This is a genomic window from Lacticaseibacillus sharpeae JCM 1186 = DSM 20505, from assembly GCF_001436225.1.
Lineage (GTDB): Bacteria > Bacillota > Bacilli > Lactobacillales > Lactobacillaceae > Lacticaseibacillus > Lacticaseibacillus sharpeae.
Genome location: NZ_AYYO01000030.1, coordinates 1 through 15680, shown reverse-complemented (window position 1 = coordinate 15680; position 15680 = coordinate 1). Strand labels below are relative to the sequence as shown.

Annotated in this window: 10 protein-coding genes and 1 pseudogene; all 11 read right to left on the bottom strand. The window is 50.3% G+C overall.

Going from position 1 to position 15680, the window contains the following annotated elements; all coding sequences use genetic code 11:
• Positions 1 to 158: 158 nt before the first annotated feature.
• A complete protein-coding gene (locus tag FC18_RS06735; RefSeq protein ID WP_054680213.1) occupies positions 159 to 965 on the bottom strand; it encodes a hypothetical protein in 807 nt (268 codons plus the stop codon).
• 12 nt (positions 966 to 977) lie between these two features.
• Positions 978 to 5723, bottom strand: coding sequence for a type ISP restriction/modification enzyme (locus FC18_RS06730; RefSeq protein ID WP_056975816.1), 4746 nt, complete (start codon positions 5721 to 5723; stop codon positions 978 to 980).
• Positions 5724 to 6024: 301 nt separating this feature from the next.
• A complete protein-coding gene (gene guaA, locus FC18_RS06725; protein ID WP_054680210.1) occupies positions 6025 to 7581 on the bottom strand; it encodes a glutamine-hydrolyzing GMP synthase in 1557 nt (518 codons plus the stop codon).
• Positions 7582 to 7824: 243 nt separating this feature from the next.
• The gene (locus FC18_RS06720) at positions 7825 to 8589 is read right to left on the bottom strand and encodes an ABC transporter permease (protein ID WP_054680207.1); all 765 of its coding nucleotides are present in this window, start codon (positions 8587 to 8589) and stop codon (positions 7825 to 7827) included.
• Positions 8582 to 9232, bottom strand: a complete 651-nt coding sequence (locus tag FC18_RS06715) for an ABC transporter ATP-binding protein (protein ID WP_054680204.1) — start codon at positions 9230 to 9232, stop codon at positions 8582 to 8584. Before FC18_RS06715 ends, FC18_RS06720 begins: the two co-directional genes overlap by 8 nt.
• Before the next feature lie 128 nt (positions 9233 to 9360).
• Positions 9361 to 10734, bottom strand: coding sequence for an MFS transporter (locus tag FC18_RS06710; protein WP_054680202.1), 1374 nt, complete (start codon positions 10732 to 10734; stop codon positions 9361 to 9363).
• Between the two features lie 156 nt (positions 10735 to 10890).
• Entirely contained in the window at positions 10891 to 11295 is a 405-nt protein-coding gene (locus FC18_RS06705; protein WP_054680197.1) for a GtrA family protein, read from the bottom strand.
• A gap of 4 nt (positions 11296 to 11299) precedes the next feature.
• Complete coding sequence (locus FC18_RS06700; protein WP_056975814.1) at positions 11300 to 13243, bottom strand: hypothetical protein; 1944 nt, start codon at positions 13241 to 13243, stop codon at positions 11300 to 11302.
• Between the two features lie 8 nt (positions 13244 to 13251).
• Entirely contained in the window at positions 13252 to 14193 is a 942-nt protein-coding gene (locus FC18_RS06695) for a glycosyltransferase family 2 protein (protein WP_054680189.1), read from the bottom strand.
• Between the two features lies 1 nt (position 14194).
• Positions 14195 to 14857: a phosphatase PAP2 family protein gene (locus FC18_RS06690; RefSeq protein ID WP_054680186.1), complete on the bottom strand. Its 663-nt coding sequence runs from the start codon at positions 14855 to 14857 to the stop codon at positions 14195 to 14197.
• A pseudogene (locus FC18_RS06685) lies at positions 14847 to 15503 on the bottom strand (VTT domain-containing protein). The gene FC18_RS06690 and the pseudogene FC18_RS06685 overlap by 11 nt, the downstream one beginning before the upstream one ends.
• Positions 15504 to 15680: the final 177 nt, after the last annotated feature.

Here is a 15680-nt window from a genome sequence, read left to right as displayed (position 1 = left end):
GCGCCCGATAAATGTAGTTTGCTCCCTTACTCGTTAAAGATGAACCGCGGTGTAAATCAAGCAAACTTAAAACCATCGCTGTTGACAAATATAAACTAAAAGAGACAGCAAAAAAGCCTATTCAATTTCTGAATAAGCTTCCTGAGCGTTGCATATGTTCAAAGCGATTCCATAATTCCTTGTGTTAAAACTTGATAAAGCTGGTTATTCGCAAATTCACTTAACCTAATATTCAGCTGGTAAAATCCTCTGTATTGGTTTTCTTCTGTATCATCAATTCTAGTTTTAATGGTTTTCGGAGTCACAACAGTTGGATTCGGAGAACCGTCAGCAATTGTAAATTTACGTTCATCGCTACGAAGCGTCGTAAATTTCATCCATTCCAAAAAGAAAAGATTCGAGACTTTTTTGTACGCATGATTAATCTGCTCATCCGTGCCATTGCCCTCAAAGTTACTAAGTACCTGCCGTATATCAATCAACTTGTTGTTTTTCTTAGAATTAGATGGCAAATTGTCTTGCTCTTCTATTTCTGCGTTACAAAGCATCTGAAAAATAATCGGTAAATAGGTAGTGATTTCAGTGACCGTCCCCCAGAGGATCTCATAAACTCCATCAAACCAGAGAATTCCCCGAAAAGCGGCATAGTATTCCTTGGCGCTCTTGGTAGGGAACAAATACAGATTTCTTCTAGGTTCACACTTCCCGTCAATAATATGGCTAACCACATCCTCATCCAGTCCGCCAGCCAGTTTACCTTCCTTATTCTCGATAATTTTATATTTTAGACTGGCTCGGGCATCTTTTTCATTATGATTTTGGGTTTCATTAGTATCATCTACGGTGCGTAAAATTAAGCCTATTCTCCTGTTGATTCTCTCACTGCACAGCTCAAATATTTTACCCATAACAGGTTCAAAAGCTTTTTTACGTGCTTCTTTCGCTATCCTTATTTGTGATTTCATAAGTCGGTCACCTTATTCAACCACTTCAAACTGGGGAAGCGTGCCAATCAAGTCTAGTGTTTTAAGGGAAACCGTCACTACTCGTAATAGCAACTTGAAAATATACTTTGGGTCGTCACTGTATTCGTTTGGGTCATCGATAATTTTTGAGGCCTTATCAGTTTTGATTTGATACTGATCCATAATCCATTCAATTGCCGAACGCCCATTAACAACATAGTCATAAGCCCGTTCAGGAATATCCGCAATCGTAATATCTGAATTGAACTTAATCACACTGTGATCAGCGCGTGACTTAAACCGCATTTTCTGAACTCGATAGCTTGGCTTATCTGCATGCATGGTTATCTTACAATCAGCATATGGTTCGACGTCCTCATAATTAATGTGCAGATCAAGCAGTTGTTGACCAACATCCACATACTTGCGCACATACTTAACCACTGGAATCCGAGCCAAATCCTTCTTAAGATCATTCGCATACTTCTGTTGGTACTCCGGTGAGTTGAGCAAACCATAAACATACGCGTATGTTTCATCGGTGGTCAGGCCCAACCCAGCCGCAAACTCAGCGGAAACGTTATCGCGGTCTGGGGCAAGAATGTTCTCAACCGAATTATTTTCCTCGTTATTGTAGCGCATGAATCCTTGCGCTTTTTCGAGACAGTCCATGTTTGGAATCAGATCGGTCGCCAACGCTGAAAAATCTTTTGAAGCCCCACGGCCAGTGGTGAAGATGACTTCATTGCTGGCGCCAAATTGCTTGTAATATAAGCCCGGACGTTCTACCAAACTATTATCGTAATATAGGTACTTCTTCGTAAACGGACGATACAAGCCAAGGCGAATATTCTGCTCGTCAAATTTTATTGATTGGCCCCGTTTCAGTAACTGTTCAAGTTTCGGTGACCACTTGATATACTCACCGTCACGATTTATTGGAGTACCCGTTCCATTATCTAGTTCTTGGTTATAGTGCTCTGCAAGTCGTTTAGCCTTATCGTATGTTGCAGTACGGGAGAAACCGTACAGCCAAGCATCACGATTTGTCTTTGCGCCAATAGCATTAGATTTAAAGACAGAAGGTGTGTCCGCAGAGATAGCAATATATTTTTGGTAATTCTTGTCGCGCTGATTTAGCCAGTCATTATTGTCATCTGGTGTCAGTTCCGTCCACTCAATCCCATTCACTGATGCTGCTTTTGAAATCGCATCAAACTTCTGTTGGCGAGAAAGGTAGTCGCCAATATCTTTGTAATACAGGTGGTGTTCATCGGAACCGTCTTTAATTAAAATAGTTATTGTGATTGGAGTACGGCTACCCGAACCAAAAATTTGGCCCCCTTCTTTACGGGCAGTCTCACCTGAGGTACGAGTGTTTCCCCGTAAGTTATAGAAATATAGATAATTAAACTCGTCATAAAAAGATTTACGCAAACCACTAGCTGAACGAGTATCCAAGAAGGCGCCATTACTTACAAAGCCAATAACACCTCGCTTATTAAGTCGGTCACTGGCCCAACGGAATGCCTTGATGTAGCTGTCATACAAACCGCCAGTAAGCCCCGCGGTACTATTCTTCACGTACGTATCGGCAATTCGTTTTTCCAGCTTTTCATAGTGCACGTTCTGGTTATCGTCATTCTGGTTTCGTTGTCCCACAGAATACGGTGGGTTACTGATAATTGCGGTAATTGGCACCTCTTGCTGTTTTTGCAGACGCTTGTTATTACCACCAAACATATCTTCATCAAGCACCGAATTATTTTCCGTGGAGGCGAAGGTGTCTGCCAGCACAATACCATCAAACGGGATGTAGTTTTCGGGACCGTTGATCTCATCAAAAACGGATTCAATGTTAATGGCCGCGATATAGTAACTCAACAACACAATTTCATTGGCGTGCAGTTCCTGCGTGTACTTACGGGTAATGTCGGCCAGTGTAATCTTTCCGGCCTTCATTTCTTGATTCAGGTATTCAAGGGTGCGCGCAATAAACGTCCCTGTACCGGTAAACGGATCTAAAATATGCACGTTCTCCGCATCAAGACCGCGGCCAAAGTGTTCTTTTAATACCTCGTCCACGGACTTCACAATAAAGTCCACGATTTCCACCGGCGTGAAGACAATCCCCAACTTTTCGGTAGTGGCACTAAATCCGGTACTAAAGAACTTATCATACAAGGTGACGATGAATTGTTGTTTCGCCGCCGCATTATCAATCCCAGTCGCTCGCATCCGCACCGATTCATAAAAAGGTTCCAAGGCTGCTTGTTCTTGGTCAAAGCCAGCTTTAGTCATCTGCTGAATCATGTCTTCCATTGCACGGGAAACCGGATTGTCGTTGACGAAACTATACTGGTCGAACAGCGCTTCAAAGATTGGCTTGGTAATCACGTGCTGGGCCAACATCTCAATTGCTTGCTGGTCATCAATATCACTATTGATATTATGTTGCAGACTCTTCACATAGCACTTAAATGACTTGGCGAACGGCGACTGCTTATCTGCAATTAGGGTTTGAATCCACCGAATATGCCGTTCTGCCAGTGCTTGCACATCAGCCGTCCAGTCTTCTAGGTAACGGCGGTCACCCACTTTTTTAACAATTCGACCATAAATAGCATCTTGAATTTCATGCCAGTTCAGTTCCAGTTCGGTTTGTTCAGCGCCGTGGCTGTCACCCGTATGCCCATCCGAACGATTAAAGCCATCATCTGGGGCGCCACCAACACCAATCACGTTTAGGTTACGTGGCCGTTTCTTGTTTAAGTCGAGTTTGTTAACCGAGGCTTCAAACCGTTCATCAATGGAGCGGAGAGCGTTCAATACTTGCCAAACCGCTTGATAGGTCTTGTTGTCATCCAATACCGTGTCGGGATCTTGGCCGGAGGGAACAACTACGGGCAGAATAATGTAACCGTATTCCTTATCCTTGTACTTACGCATGATCCGACCAACGGCCTGCACAATGTCAATCTGGGATCGCTTTGGAGCAAAGAAAATAATGGCATCCAGATTGGGCACATCAATCCCCTCGGTTAAGAACTTAACGTTAGACAGTACCCGTGCCTCATCATCAGGTAAATCGGCTGCTAACCAATCAATGGCGTCTTTCTTTTGTAAGGCGTTCATACTGCCGTCAACGTGCTTGACATCAACGTGAAAACTATTCGGCTTATCCGTGCCCAGATACTCATTGACGACATGGCTGAACTCTTGTGCAATCTGTTTAGAACCAACCTTACCGGCACCGTGGCCGCGCTGATTATCAATTACGGAGGCAAAAGCGATGGCCCGTTGCATTGGTGCACCCGCGGTCTTATTCGAGAAGCTTTCGCGCTTCATCATCGCATTCCAGACGCCAATGATTTTTCCAATGTCATCAATGTTTAATCCGTTCTCGGTGGCGAGACTGCTTTGTAAGTTCCGCTGAATCACGGCTTCATCCACGGCTAACACTTCTACCTTGTAATCAGTCAGAATTCCCTTAGCCACAGCGTCGCCAAAGCCAAGTCGGAAGATTTCATCGCCGTACATGTCCACGTCATCCATGGACGCAATCACGATATTTTCTTCTTGACCTTTTTTCTTCGTATCTTGGGAGTAAATCTTCGGGGTCGCGGTTTGATAGAGCCGGTGACGTGCCTGTACAATCTTGTTATTGTGTACCTTGGTGAAAATACCAGCTTCTTCATTAGCCGCGTGTGAGCCAGTCGTGCGGTGGGCTTCGTCGGCGATAATTAAATCAAATTCGGGGTAACCAAGTGCTTGGGCTTGATGGATGACGTCAATAGATTGGTAAGTGCTGAAAATCACGGTAATCCGTTGACCATTAGTTGGTGCGAGTGCCTTAAAGTTCGCCATCAACTTATCGGCATTGGTTGAGGCAGGGAAGCCAATATCTTGAATGTTGATGTCACTGTCATCGTTATTGTTATATGTTCGTTTCTTAGACGCATTACGATCAGAAGTAACGGCGAACGAAACCAGATTCGTGGTTGGCGTCACGTCACTGTTCCAGCTAAATAAAGTCTGCGACAACAACTGAATACTGGGTACCAGATACAGCACAAAATAGTCTTGTTTCTGTTCATGTGCAGCCATAGCTTCCGCAATCTTGAGACTAGTAAACGTCTTCCCAGTTCCAGGAGCCATAATCAATTTTCCGCGTTCGTGATTAGAAAAATAGGCCACAGTCTTATCAATTGCCTCTTTTTGGTAAGCCCGTGGTTGTTTGTGACTGGCAGTAATTGCTTTTTCTGCATTGCCAAAACTGAATTGCGACCAGTCAAAGCTAGAGTGCTTGAGGTCAGACAAACCGATGCGGTTGATATCCTTAGAACCATCATTTAAGGTAGCTTCGGCGTTCTTGTTCCAGTCATCCGTGGTGGTCACTAATAGGCCGTCTGCATAGTAATTCTTGTTTAGTTCAGCAACGTAGCTATTAATGGTGTCCTTGCCAACTTTGCCGCGATAATACTTAGCCTGTACGGCGGTTAACTCGCCCGAATCACGATGCCGCGCCACAAGATCAACGCCAAGGTCTTTCTTAGGAATATGATATTCGGCGGGAACTTCACTTAATAGCCACACATCATCGTACAGATTCTTATATGCTGGTTCGTTCAGTAGGTAGGACTTAACAACTTCTTCAAACATCGTGCCGCGATCACGTTGTACGCCGTTAGCACTTTCGTCAATTTGAGCAATTAAACTATCAAAATTATTTTCTGGTCTGGTCTGGTCTGGTCTCATGATTAGTATATCTCCGTATCTGTCAAGTTTATTTTTAACTCAATCTATGACGCTCTATATTGCTTTTATTATAACAGGTTTAATTTGCCAACGAGACACCCTATATACGCAAAAAAGTCGCTAGTGGTATCGAACCCTTAGCGACTTTCTTATGAACTTTACCAACAGTCCTTCGCCAAATTCTGGCGGAGTTTTGGCGGAGCATCTTATTTTTTTAGTGGAGTTGGCGGAGTTTGAACCTATTTCCACAAATCCAAAACGCCTTTATATCGCTATTTTCGTGTCAATTCTAGTTATTGATTTATTCCCATTCCACAGTCGCAGGCGGCTTGGAGGTAATATCATAAACTACGCGGTTGATGTGCCCCACTTCATTAACAATCCGGGCAGAAATCTTCTGCAGGACGTCCCAGTCAATCCGGGCAAAGTCAGCGGTCATCCCGTCGATAGAAGTGATGGCACGAATGGCAATCGTGTAGTCGTACGTCCGGCCGTCACCCATGACCCCAACTGACTTGAAGCCAGGGAGCACGGTGAAGTACTGCCAGATGGATTCGTCGAGGCCGTTCTTCTTGATTTCTTCGCGCAGGATGGCGTCGGAATCGCGAACGATGGCGAGCTTCTCTTCGGTGACTTCACCGAGGACCCGGATACCAAGACCAGGGCCAGGGAATGGCTGCCGCCAAACGAGTTCGTGCGGAATACCAAGCTTTTCACCCAATTCACGAGCTTCATCCTTGAACAACTTGTTGAGTGGTTCGATGAGCTTGAACTTGAGGTCTTCTGGCAGGCCACCAACGTTGTGGTGACTCTTGATGGTCTGAGCCGTGTCGGTCCCGGATTCAACCACGTCGGTGTACAGGGTACCCTGTGCGAGGTAGTCGATGCCGTGAAGCTTGCTTGCTTCTTCATTGAACACTTCAATGAAGTCTCGCCCAATCGTCTTGCGCTTCTTTTCAGGGTCAGTAACACCCTTCAGGTCAGCATAGAAGCGTTCGTGCGCGTCAACCTTGATGATGTTCACACCGAGACCCTTGCCGAGGCTGTCCATTACCTGGTCAGCTTCGTTCTTCCGCAGCAGACCGTGGTCGACGAAGATGCAGACGAGCTGGTCGCCAATCGCCTTGTTCAGGAGTGCAGCAACAACGGAGGAGTCAACCCCACCAGAGAGGCCAAGAAGCACCTTCTTGTCGCCGACTTCGGCACGGATGGCCTTGATCTGGTCGTCGATGAAGTCGGACATGGACCAGTTAGCTTCTGCGTGACATACGTCAAAGGCGAAGTGACGCAGGATTTCGTGGCCGTATTCGGTGTTCTGCACTTCAGCGTGGAACTGAATCCCGTAGAATTTGCGCTTGTCGTCAGCGATTGCGGCGATTGGACAGTTCTTGGAGGTTGCAGTAACGGTGAAACCATCTGGTGCCTGGCGAACAAGGTCACCGTGACTCATCCATACGAACTGCTTTTCGGGCAGGTTCTTGAACAGAATTGGGTTGGTATCTTCGTTCACCTGAATGTCGACGTGCCCGTATTCACGGTTGTCGGCTGATTCAACGCGGCCACCAGCTAATTTCTTAGCCATCAGCTGCATCCCGTAACAAACCCCGAGGATTGGAATCCCGAGTTCGAACAGTTCAGAGTCAACCCCAAGTGCACCCTCGTCGTATACGGAGTTTGGACCGCCGGAGAAAATAATCCCCTTAGGCGCAATCTCACGGACTTCCGCCGCACTAATGGTGTGGGGCTTCAGTTCAGAGTAAATACCGAATTCACGAATCCGGCGGGTGATGAGCTGGTTGTACTGACTACCGTAATCAAGCACGATAATCTGGTCGTAATCCTTGTTCGTAGTTGCCAACGTTTCACACTCCTAGCTTTTTTTATTTTGAATGATTTAATTCTAGCGGTTATCCGGGCACGGGTCAATGATACGGCGGGCAAAGAAAACGTGTGCATCCGTTATTATTCGGTGCCGCGGAAAAATGTTCGGTTTTCGCAACCGGGGTCTAATGGCTTGTACGTCAATTTTTCATTTAGCACCGCAAAATCTGCTTAGCGTTTTGCGTGCACAGGACGTTATCGAAACCGGCCAGCCATTAATCTATTTGTTGAGTAATTGCATATCACCATTGTAGAACTGCGGGTAGGCCAGATAGCATGCAATCACACTGCCAATACTCGTCGCAGCCAGCAGCATGAACGTCACCATGATCTGGTACATGATGGCCTTGGACGGATCCACGCCGGCAAAAATCAACCCAGACATCATCCCCGGCAGGCTGACAATCCCCATCGTCTTCGCGGAATCAATCGTCGGCGCCATCCCCGTGCGAATCGCGGCCCGCACAATGTGGGCGGACGCTTGCTTCAGGTTCGCCCCCAGCGCCAGCCGCTCCAGAACGCCTTGGCGTTGATCATGGAAGCTCGCATTCATGTTGCGATAGGCCAAGCCGATGGCAACCATCTCGTTGGACGCAATCATCCCCGATACCGGTACAATCTGACTTGGCGTGAACTTCACCGCGCCTGCCAGAACCAGCAGCAAAATCGTCAGCAGCGTGCCCACCGCAATGGCGAGCAAGCTAATCGGGAAGGCGTGGGGAATCCCGTCGGCCCGTTTGTACGCGTTTTGCGCGGCGTTAAAAATGATGATGGCCACCATCAGGCCCGTCAGCCACAGCCGGTCCACCTTAATGATGTACGTCAACACGTAACCCACAACGGTCAGCTGGACCACGGCCCGGATGACCCCAATCACCATGTCCTTCTCCAGCCCAATTTTTTCGTGCAGACTAATCCCGAGCGCAATCAGCACAAGCACCACAGCAAAGGCCAGCGCGGTGGGACTCACAATTAAATTATTCATCGTCTGGCACCAGCTTTCCTGCGCGAATCGTCAGTAGCTTTTCCGCCGCCGCGATTTCCGTTTCGTCGTGCGTCACCGCCAAGATGGTCATCCCTGCCTGGTGGTGCCGTTCAATCAGTGCGTGCACCGTCGCCTTCGTGTCGGCATCCAGCCCCGTGGTCACTTCATCAAGCAGTAACACTTGCGGCAAAAACAAGAGGTTGCGAATCAGCGCCACCCGTTGTTTTTCGCCCCCTGACAGCGACGTAATCTTGGCATCCAGCATCGTTGGCGGCAATTCCACCGACGCGAGTGCCGCCAGTGCCTTGTCCCGGTCGAACTCCTGGTTGCGCAAAGAAAACGGGAACGCGAGGTTGTCGCGCACCGTGTCGCCAAACAGGCTTGGCTGCTGGAAACAATACGACACGGTCTGGCGGTACACCGGCTTCCTCAACGCGGTTTGCGGCTGATTGTTGAACAAAATGGTGCCACTCGTGGGCGTCAGCATGGTCGCCAGTAAGCGCAGCAGCGTGCTTTTCCCCGAACCTGATGGTCCCGTGATGGTCGTGTACGTACCTGCTGCAACGGTTATATTAATATCGGTCAGAATCGACTTGCCCTCAGGAGCAAAACCGACGCCGGTTAACTGAAATACATCTGCCATGGTCTTAGTTCCTTCCCTAATCCATTAAGTGTAATGCAGCTCCGAGCGGAATACTATTGCGAGCATGTAAAACTTGGCACAAACAAAAGCCCGCACATTCACTACCGAATGTGCGAGCCAAGACGAGTCTAATGTTGAAGTGGTGCGTTATGCACGCCGGCGCCTGATTCCATCTTGCGCGCCAGGTGCTTGCGCGAAGTTTCCGGTGCCAATACCAAACTGAATAGCCCCGCAAAACTGAGCAGCACGCCACAGATGAGCATTGCCATCTGGACACTCATGCTGGTCGTGATAATCGGCAACAGGAACGTACCGGCCGCGGCGCCAATACGGCTGAAGGTGACGACCATGCCAACCCCGGTTCCGCGCACGCTGGAATCGAATAGCTCGGAGGTGTACGCGTAGTCCATGACCAGCCCGGCCGACAGCAATACCGAAAACAGCGAGAAGACTACTAATTCCAGTTGCGTCGGCATAGTGCGCCAAAAGCCGAGGAGCAGTAAACAAACTGCAGATAACGCGAAGTCACCAATCAAAAACTGACGGCGGCTTAAGCGATTGAACACCACAATTCCGAGCAGGACCCCTACCAGCATCGACCCGTTGTACAGGTAGCCGACCATCTTGGTGTCCGTAATCCCCATTTGTCCAACTAGAATCGGCAAGAAGATGCTAATGCCGAAGAAGGTAAATGATTGCGCGGCGTAGAACACGCCCCCAACGCTGGTATTGCGCAGGTATTTACGCGTGAACACGACCGTCCAGGAGAAGCTGGCGTCCGCCGTTTTGCCGGCATCTTTTTGCTTGTCCGACAGGCCCCACTTGTGGCCCAAGTTCTTGCGGATCACCTTCTGGGCCGCCTGGGGTTTACCCTGGTTGACCAGCCAGCTCGGGGACGTTGGCAGCTTGGCGACGGAACGGAAAACGGCGGTGATCAGCGCGAATACCGCGGGTGAAACCATCATCAGCTTCCAGGTCATACTGTCAAAGCCGGTGATAAAGGCACTCGCTGCGTACCCCGCGATGAAGCCCAGCGTCCAGTAAATTACTAGGTGACTCTGGAACCTGCCGCTTTCCTTCAGCGGCAACCATTCAATGAGGAGCGTGTTCCCGGCGGTGTAATCCACAGCAATCATGAGGCCAACCAGCACGCGCATCAAGAAGGTTGCTAGCAGGTTGCTAGTGAACAGTTGCCCGAGTGAAATCAAGGCAAGCAAATACATGTTGAGCATGAGCAGCCGGCGCCGCCCGACCTTGTCTGACAGTTTACCAACCAGCAGGCTACCAGCCAGACCAATCAGGGTGCCGGCCCCAATGAGCCCGACCCAGACATCCGGAATGGTGATGTATTTCTGCGCTTCCGTGACCGCCGTCCCACTAATTTCAATTGCGTACCCACACGTGAACTGGCCCAAAATGATGGCCAAGTAGATGCGTAGGTGCACCAGGGAAAGCGGTGCAAGCTTGTAAAAACGTTTCTTCGGTGTTATCTCAGAATTCAAAAAATCCTCCGTTTCGTGATGAAGTCGGCAATTCAGCCGATGGTTACATAATTATATAGTTATTAATGTTAACGCAATTAACGGTATCCTGTCAATTTGGCTAACGTCGCGCGCAAATAAATAGCCCCGAACCAACATGTCGCGGGGCTAAGTGAATTACTTAAATATTAATTTGCTGAAGACGTAATTGAGCGCAATCACGACCACCTGATCAACAATCTTCACGCCTAAGACTGGCGCTGCCAGTAAGTTAATCCCCACAAACAGGATGGCGGTGTCTGCAAGCAGCGAGGCGCCACGTAAGCCGAAGAACAGCACGCCTTCCCGCAGCAGTGTCCCCCGCCCGCCATCGTTTTGCCCGAATACCAACCACTTATTGGCCACAAACGCGAACATCACGCTTGCAAGCCAAGCAGCTAGGTTCGCCCAGAACCAGCTCAGGTGGATCTGAAACAGGAGGTAAAAGAGTGCGACGTTAATCACCGTGGTCAGGCCACCAACAATCAAGTAACGTAAGATTTCCCCGTAACGTGCATAAAGTTTGTTCACTGTGTTGACCATTAGCTTATTCCTTTCGCATAACTGTATAGATTAATGACGCGTGCGCGTGTCGCACCCCGTTAATCACAAGCGGGTGCGGGGCCAAGCGGTAATTATGCGTGGCCACCACGTCGATTGCTTGCGGCCGCCGGGAAGTATTGGTGAGCCAAATGCGGTACTGGCCCGCAGCTAGGTGCTGCTGGGTCCGGTAAACCAGGCCCGCCTGATGCAACCGCACCACATCCCCCGTCGCTAAGTTGGTGAGTGTGACCCGCACGTGCGCGTGATTGTGCGTTTGCACGGAGAAGTAGTTAGCGTGCGCATTCACGTTCACCGTTTCAGCCAGAACCGCACCCGCAGCAAGCTTACGCGGCGTGGCGCGATACTGCGTGGATAACTGGCTCCGCTGCGCTGCGATAATGAGCGGCTGGTGGTTTTGGGCCGCAATCAGCGGTGCTGCCCCAATTCCCGCAACCACGGCGCCTCCCGCCAGTACCAGGCCCGCAACTGGCCGCCGCCAACCAAAATGCCGCACCTTGATGGGCACCGGCAGTCCAGAAGCGACCAACCACAGGAGCGGCACGAGTACCTGCCCATAACGCTGCTCGGTTTCCCACAGCAGCACGTGAAAGGCGATGTACCCAAGAACAATGATGATTGAAAATAGCACTACCCACTCCCGCCGACTACGCAATTCCGGGCGCCAGAGCAGCAGGCGAAAGGCGGTCATTACGAACAGACACACAATCGCGACCTGGTAACCCATCGCGGTCAACGTTTGCAACGTACGCGCGTGGGCCAGATACCACTGGGGTGCCACCCGATAACCACCGTTATACCAACTCTGCACACCGTGAACGTTGAGCAGGATGCCGGCCTTGGTCACCCAAAGCCGTGCTAGTTTCAAGGGGCCAATCGTCTGGTACCGGTGGGCGATAATCTGCAGGTTTGCCCGATTGCGCGCAGCTTGATTCGGCAATTTTAACGACCGCGCCACATCCTTGCCGCTGTACATCCCGTGGCTGTGCTGGTTAATCCCCATGACCAGCCAGTTCGTGGTCGGAAAGGCAAACTGGGTATTCGGCGTGAAGTTCGCCGCGGTATCAATAATGCGGCCAGCAGGAACACTCAACCCCAGGCCCAAAACAATAAGCAGCAGTGGCAGCATTTTACCCCAAGTAAGCCGCCGCTTCAGTAACACATAGCAGCCACCTAACAGCACAACTGCGGGTAACACCACAATCAGATTAGGCTTCAACAACTGGCCCAGGAGCGCCGTGCAGGTCAACGTAATTCCGTGTACCCACTTCTGCCGCACATTTCGCTGCGCCCATAGCCACACTTCACGCACTAAGATCAAAAGCACCAGCATCGCGGGTAAGTCGGAGTAAAACACCTGCAGAAAATAGGTGTAGGCAACCGGTGTCAGGCTGCAAAAGGCAAACACGGCGAGGGTCGTAGTGTTCCGGTGACTAAGCTGAGCAACAGTTCGCGTTAACAACGCAATGAACCCGTCGAGCAACAGCAGACTCAGTAGGTGCACGCTCATATTCGTTGACAAGTGCACCAGCGTGGTCGCGCGTAACCAGAGTGACAATAGGTACGCGAGCGACACGTTATTGCTGTAACGCCAAAAATACGTGATGCGCCAGTGCATATCCCCAGCCGCCATTTGGTCGGCCTGGCTGAGCACCCGAAACGGATCGTGATACACGGTCACCGGCATAATTTTTAACACCAGCAGCTGCGCAACCAGCATCAAGCCAAAGCCGATGCCGAGGAGTAATAGCATTTGCCGCCGCGTTAACCGGTTCAACAACGGTGCGAGAAGCCGCGCTGCTAACAGCACCGCCATACTGACCAGCAGAACCAGTGGCCCAGCACTTTTGATTAGACTGCTGATGGTGCCAATCGCTAAGCAAAATATTAATATGATTGGAAATACGCGGACCCACTTTGCTTGCTGCATCTACTCACCTAATCTAGTTTAGACTGCACCGTGTAGCGTGGCCGGTGCTTCACTTCCGTCGTTAACTTACCCACATATTCCCCAATGATACCAAGACTGACCATCTGCAGGCCACCCATGAACCAGAGCGAAATCATCAGTGACGACCAGCCGTGAACCGCGAGTCCCAGCACCTTGGAAAATACCGTGTAGATGGACATGCCCACCGCCAGCAAGCATGCGAAGGTCCCCAGAATCAGGATGAACCGTACGGGCGCAATCGTCAGGCTGGTGATGCCGTCCCAGGCGAACGCCAGCATTTTCTTCAGCGGGTACTTCGACTCCCCGGCCATGCGGGGCGTGCGCTTGTAGAAGACCTTCGCCGTCGCAAACCCGAGCCGCGGGATGAGCCCCCGAATGAAGATGTTGCGTTCGGAATACTGCAAGAAGGTCTCCACGGCGCGCTTACTCATGAGGCGAAAATCCGCATGGTTGGGGATGAGGTCCACCCCAAGCTTGCCCAGCATGCCGTAATACATCTGGGCGGTGGTGCGCTTGAACCAGGTATCCGTATCGCGGTTGTTGCGCACACCGTAGACGATGTCCTTACCGTCCGCATACAACTTAACCATGTCCGCAATCTTCTCGGGGTCATCTTGCAGGTCCGCATCAATGGTCACCACGACCGCCGCGGTCTGCACGGCCTCACGCATCCCCGCAATCAGGGCGTTCTGGTGGCCGAAGTTCCGGGAAAAGCGCAAGCCGCGTACCCGGGAGTTGGCCTTGTGCAACTGTTCAATAATCGTCCAGGTCTGGTCGGTTGAACCATCATCCACCACCAGAATATCCGCCCGCTGATCCAGGTAGTTGTCCGCCGCAATCCGGTCCTCGATGCCGAGCAACCGTTGTACGCTCGACGCCAATACCTCTTGTTCGTTGTACGCCGGAATCACAATTGTCAATTTTTGCATATTAAGCCTTCCCTTCACGAACCCAAATCCGTTGCACCGTCGCGTCGATCCGCGAGACAACGGGATTTCTAAGCGGCGCAAGTACGTTCCACAAACCACCTGCCAGCAACACACTGGCCACGACATCCGTGCCGAAGTGGTCACGCAGGTACACGCGTGCTGCGGCCACCAGCCCCACCCAGATAATGCCGATCAAAACCAGCACCAACTGATTTTCTTGATCCTCAATCAGTGGCAGCGTGACGTAAATGACGCTCATTACTAACATCGTGGTGCAAAATGTGTGGCCGCTGGGAAAACTATAGCCAGTATCGGCCACTAGCTGACCAGTTGGCCGCGCCCGCTGCACGATGAACTTGATACCTTCCGCAACCGCCGCGCCGCCCAGCTGCATGCCCAGCAACCAGCTGGCCAGTCCCGGCTGGCGCAGTAACACGAGCCCAAGGCTGAGGCCCAAGCTCAACCCGATCGCAATCAGCGGGCTGCCGAGCTTAGCGGCGGCCATGTAGATTGCGGTATTGAGAGCACCACTGTACCGCAGTAAGTGCGCGCTACTGCCATCTAGAACCTGCACCCACTGGGCATCACGCATCACGCCGACCATCAGGATGCAGAAGGCCGCGATTAACGCGGTACCAATGGCCATTTGTTTTTTAATCGACATTATTCACACCCCCACGCTTGCGCAACATCATGATTGCGGCCGGTAATAGCGAAATGACCACAATGGCTAACATGATTAGTTCAAAGTGATTTTTCACCACCATGATATTGCCGAACAAGTAACCACAGCTGAGCACAATTAGTACCCAGCTAATTCCGCCAATGACATTGAAGAGCGCGAAGTCACGGTAACGCATCTTGCTGGCACCAGCTGTAAAGGGAATAATTGTCCGGATAATCGGCATGAACCGGCCGAGGAAAATCGCGGGGCGCCCATGCTTGGCGAAGAACGCTTCTTATTGTGCGAGGTGCTGCGGCCGCACAATCCGCTGAAACCACTTGGTGTGCGTCAGGTACTGGCCGGCGTGTTCGCCAATTTCAAAATTAAGCGCGTCGCCCAAGATTGCGGCGACACTGAGCAACACGGCAAGAACTGCCACGTTCAGCGGGTGGGTGCTCATGGCCGCAAGCGAACCGCACAGGAAAAGTAACGAGTCGCCGGGCAAGAATGGTAGCACCACTACCCCGGTTTCAATGAACACGAGGCAAAACAGCCCGATGTAGACTAGCCACCCATATTGATTAATCAATTGTGGTAATAACACGTTAATGTTGGGTATGAATGTGCTCAAAGCTAAGAGTGTCATCTGTAGTTCCCCCGAAAGATATGAATTAATTGCTTACGGTGACTAGCATAGGCCGCATTGATTTGTCGGCCCACTCATAAAAAATGAACTCGAGCTGATGATTTTTCAGAAACAAAAAAATAAGTGGCCGAGACATAATTCGGCACTGAAATAAAAATCCCCAGTAAATCCGAACAA

Excerpts from the sequence above, each read along its gene's own strand:
- FC18_RS06730 (WP_056975816.1), bottom strand. The coding sequence starts at position 5,723 with ATGAGACCAGACCAGACCAGACCAGAAAATAATTTTGATAGTTTAATT.
- FC18_RS06735 (WP_054680213.1), bottom strand. The coding sequence starts at position 965 with ATGAAATCACAAATAAGGATAGCGAAAGAAGCACGTAAAAAAGCTTTT.
- FC18_RS06715 (WP_054680204.1), bottom strand. The coding sequence starts at position 9,232 with ATGGCAGATGTATTTCAGTTAACCGGCGTCGGTTTTGCTCCTGAGGGC.
- FC18_RS06705 (WP_054680197.1), bottom strand. The coding sequence starts at position 11,295 with ATGGTCAACACAGTGAACAAACTTTATGCACGTTACGGGGAAATCTTA.
- FC18_RS06700 (WP_056975814.1), bottom strand. The coding sequence starts at position 13,243 with ATGCAGCAAGCAAAGTGGGTCCGCGTATTTCCAATCATATTAATATTT.
- FC18_RS06720 (WP_054680207.1), bottom strand. The coding sequence starts at position 8,589 with ATGAATAATTTAATTGTGAGTCCCACCGCGCTGGCCTTTGCTGTGGTG.
- FC18_RS06695 (WP_054680189.1), bottom strand. The coding sequence starts at position 14,193 with ATGCAAAAATTGACAATTGTGATTCCGGCGTACAACGAACAAGAGGTA.
- FC18_RS06690 (WP_054680186.1), bottom strand. The coding sequence starts at position 14,857 with ATGTCGATTAAAAAACAAATGGCCATTGGTACCGCGTTAATCGCGGCC.